Source organism: Pseudomonas sp. Je.1.5.c, from assembly GCF_051129895.1.
Taxonomy (GTDB): domain Bacteria; phylum Pseudomonadota; class Gammaproteobacteria; order Pseudomonadales; family Pseudomonadaceae; genus Aquipseudomonas; species Aquipseudomonas urmiensis.
In genome coordinates this window covers 1-3,122 of the sequence record NZ_JBCPSP010000090.1, presented here as the reverse complement: position 1 = coordinate 3,122, position 3,122 = coordinate 1, and the positions used below count along the sequence as shown (strand labels likewise).

Here is a 3,122-nt window from a genome sequence, read left to right as displayed (position 1 = left end):
CTTCTTCGTGAAGCAGCCGATTGCCGAACTCGACCCGGCCCTGGCCGTGGGCGATGTGGTACCGCTTGGCTGGGAGGTCGAGCACGCTCGCGCGCTCGACCCGATTGCCGAAGCCCACTGATGGTTCGCTTAACCAACCCTGTACTGTGGAGAGAATAATAATGCGCAAGCAGTTGAAACTGACCGCCCTGGCCCTCGGCCTGTTCGCCGCAGGCCAAGCCCTGGCCGCGGACTTGACCGTGGTGTCGTTCGGCGGGGCCAACAAGGCCGCCCAGGTCAAGGCGTTCTACGAGCCGTGGGAGAAGGCTGGCAAGGGCAAGATCGTCGCGGGCGAGTACAACGGCGAGATGGCCAAGGTCAAAGCCATGGTCGACACCAAGAGCGTGTCGTGGAACCTGGTCGAGGTCGAGTCGCCGGAGCTGGCCCGTGGTTGCGACGAGGGCATGTTCGAAGAGCTCGACCCGGCGCTGTTCGGTGACGAGGCCGACTACGTGCCAGGCGCCATCCAGCCATGCGGCGTGGGCTTCTTCGTCTGGTCCACGGTACTGGCGTACAACGCCGACAAGCTCAAGACCGCACCTACCAGCTGGGCCGATTTCTGGGACACCAAGCAGTTCCCGGGCAAGCGTGGCCTGCGCAAGGGCGCCAAATACACCCTGGAATTCGCCCTGATGGCTGACGGCGTCGCGCCCAAGGACGTGTATAAGGTGCTCGCGACCAAAGAGGGTGTAGACCGCGCCTTCAAGAAACTCGACGAGCTCAAGCCGAGCATTCAGTGGTGGGAAGCCGGCGCCCAGCCGCCACAGTACCTGGCCTCGGGTGACGTGGTCATGAGCTCGGCCTACAACGGTCGGATCGCCGCGGTACAGAAAGAGAGCAACCTCAAAGTGGTGTGGAACGGCGGCATCTACGACTTCGACGCCTGGGCCATCCCCAAAGGCGCCAAGGATGTGGAAGAGGCGAAGAAGTTCATCGCCTACACCGTGCAGCCCGAGCAGCAGAAGACCTACTCGGAAAACATCGCCTACGGCCCGGCCAACTCCAAGGCCGTACCGCTGCTGGCCGATGCCGTGAAGAAAGACATGCCGACCACGCCTGAGAACATCGCCAACCAGGTGCAGATCGACGTGGCCTTCTGGGCCGACAACAGCGAGCAACTGGAGCAACGCTTCAACGCTTGGGCTGCGAAGAAGTAACTGCGCCATCGGAGCGCCGGGCATCTCCGGCGCTCCCTGTTTCCCAGATTTTCGGAGTTCGCCATGGCCATTGCAGTGCCCCTTAAAGAAGGCGCAGGTCCAAACCTGAAACAGCGCCTCAAGCATGCCGAGCGGGTCAACCGCTGGAAGGCCCAGGCGTTGATCGCGCCGCTGGCGCTGTTCCTGCTGCTGGTGTTCCTGGTGCCGATCGCGGCGCTGTTGTACAAAAGCGTCGGCAACCCCGAGGTGGTCGCCGGCCTGCCGCGGACCGTCGAGGCGATCGAGCAGTGGGATGGCAAAAGCCTACCGGGCGAAGAGGTCTACAAGGCGCTGAGCCTGGACCTGCCCGAGGCGCGCAAGAACCAGACCCTGGGCGATCTGTCCAAACGCTTGAACATGGAGCTGGCCGGTTATCGCAGCCTGCTGTCGAAGACTGCGCGGGCGCTGCCGTTGAAGACTGAACCTGGCTCTTATAAAGAAGCACTGCAAACCCTCGATGAGCGTTGGGGCGATCCGGCCTATTGGCAGGCGATCCGCCGCAATACCAGCACCGTCACCCCGTATTACTTGCTGGCCTCGGTCGACCATCGTGTCGATGACCTGGGTGAGCTGGCCAAGGCCACGCCAGACCAGGCGATCTACCTGGATATTTTCGCCCGCACCCTGTGGATGGGTGTGGTGATCACTGTTATCTGCTTGTTGTTGGCCTACCCGTTGGCTTATCTGCTAGCCAACCTGCCAACCCGGCAGAGCAACTTGTTGATGATCCTGGTGCTGTTGCCGTTCTGGACCTCGATCCTGGTGCGGGTCGCGGCCTGGATCGTGCTGTTGCAGTCGGGTGGATTGATCAACAGTGCGCTGATGGCCATGGGCATCATCGATGAGCCGCTGGAGTTGGTGTTCAACCGCACAGGTGTGTACATCTCGATGGTGCACATCCTGCTGCCGTTCATGATCCTGCCGCTGTACAGCGTGATGAAGGGCATCTCGCCGAGCTATATGCGCGCCGCAATCTCGCTGGGTTGCCATCCGTTCGCCAGTTTCTGGCGGGTGTACTTCCCGCAGACCTACGCTGGCGTGGGCGCTGGCTGCTTGTTGGTGTTCATCCTGGCCATCGGCTACTACATCACCCCGGCGTTGCTGGGCAGCCCGAACGACCAGATGGTCAGCTATTTCGTCGCCTTCTATACCAACACCAGCATCAACTGGGGCATGGCCACTGCATTGGGCGGCCTGTTGCTGCTGGCGACCGTGCTGTTGTACCTGATCTATAGCTGGCTGGTGGGCGCTAGCCGCCTGCGCTTGAGCTGAGGAGCCTTGTCATGCTGAGTCCATACATGTCGCCCGTGGAGCGGGTCTGGTTCTACAGCCTGCGGATTCTCTGCGGCTTGATCCTGTTGTTCCTGGTGCTGCCGGTGTTGGTGATCATCCCGCTGTCATTCAACAGCGGCAGTTTCCTGGTCTATCCCTTGCAGGGCTTCTCGCTGCAGTGGTACCACGACTTCTTCGCCTCGGCCGAGTGGATGCGGGCGTTGAAGAACAGCATCATCGTCGCCCCGGCGGCGACCGTGCTGGCCATGGTGTTTGGCACCCTGGCGGCGATTGGCCTGACTCGCGGCGACTTCCCCGGCAAATCGTTGGTGATGGCGCTGGTGATCTCGCCGATGGTGGTGCCGGTGGTGATCATTGGCGTGGCCAGCTACTTGTTCTTCGCCCCGCTGGGGATGGGCAACAGCTTCATCTCGCTGATTCTGGTGCATGCGGTGCTGGGTGTGCCGTTCGTCATCATCACCGTGTCGGCGACCTTGCAAGGCTTTAACTACAACCTGGTGCGGGCCGCAGCCAGCCTGGGGGCGTCGCCACTGACGGCGTTTCGGCGGGTGACCTTGCCGCTGATTGCCCCGGGGGTGATCTCCGGCGCGTTGT

At 62.0% G+C, this 3,122-nt stretch carries 3 protein-coding genes and 1 pseudogene; all 4 read left to right on the top strand.

The window, feature by feature from the left end; genetic code table 11:
• A pseudogene (locus AAZU54_RS27215) lies at positions 1-121 on the top strand (spermidine/putrescine ABC transporter ATP-binding protein); the annotation flags it as partial.
• 40 nt (positions 122-161) lie between these two features.
• Positions 162-1,196, top strand: coding sequence for an ABC transporter substrate-binding protein (locus AAZU54_RS27210; protein ID WP_264235362.1), 1,035 nt, complete (start codon positions 162-164; stop codon positions 1,194-1,196).
• A gap of 63 nt (positions 1,197-1,259) precedes the next feature.
• On the top strand, positions 1,260-2,507 hold the full coding sequence (locus AAZU54_RS27205; RefSeq protein WP_434727893.1) for an ABC transporter permease: 1,248 nt from the start codon (positions 1,260-1,262) through the stop codon (positions 2,505-2,507).
• Between the two features lie 11 nt (positions 2,508-2,518).
• The coding region (locus tag AAZU54_RS27200; RefSeq protein WP_434727892.1) for an ABC transporter permease at positions 2,519-3,122 on the top strand (604 nt) is incomplete at its 3' end.